The 541-nt window shown below is 73.9% G+C and carries 1 pseudogene; it reads right to left on the bottom strand.

Annotated elements, in window-relative coordinates:
- Window positions 1–541 (bottom strand): annotated as a pseudogene (locus CCN29_RS36720) (squalene--hopene cyclase); the annotation flags it as partial.

Raw genomic sequence — 541 nt, 5'->3', positions numbered from 1 at the left:
CCCGCCGCGAGCAGCGCCATCAGCGCCCAGGCGGTCTGCGAGGCGGTGGAGGCGCCCCGGCCGCTCCACTCCCTGGCGTAGCGGTAGGAGCGCAGGTCCTCGCCCCAGCCGCCGTCCTCGTTCTGCACCTTTTCCAGCCAGGCGACGGCCCGCCGGATCGCCGGGTGGGACGTGGGGATGCCGGCCGCGGCCAGGGCGGGGACCACCGACCCGGTGCCGTAGACGTAGTTGACGCCCCAGCGTCCGAACCACGAGCCGTCCGGCTCCTGTTCGGCGAGCAGCCACTGCACGCCGCGCCGGGTGCGCGGGTCGTGGGCGAGGCCCTCGACGGCGAGCATCTCCACGACGTGCGCGGTGACGTCGGCCGACGGCGGGTCGATGACCTCGCCGAAGTCGCAGAACGGCAGCCGGTTGGGGAACGGGCTGGTGTTGTCGACGTCGAAGGCGCCCCAGGCGCCGTTCCTCGACTGCATGCCGAGGTTCCAGCGCACCCCGCGCCCGATGGCGTTGTCCACCCGCTCCGGGTCGTGGTGCTTGACCC

It is taken from the genome of Streptomyces pseudogriseolus (assembly GCA_002154585.1).
In the GTDB taxonomy this organism is placed as follows: Bacteria; Actinomycetota; Actinomycetes; order Streptomycetales; family Streptomycetaceae; genus Streptomyces; species Streptomyces pseudogriseolus.
This window is presented reverse-complemented; position numbering and strand designations above follow the sequence as displayed.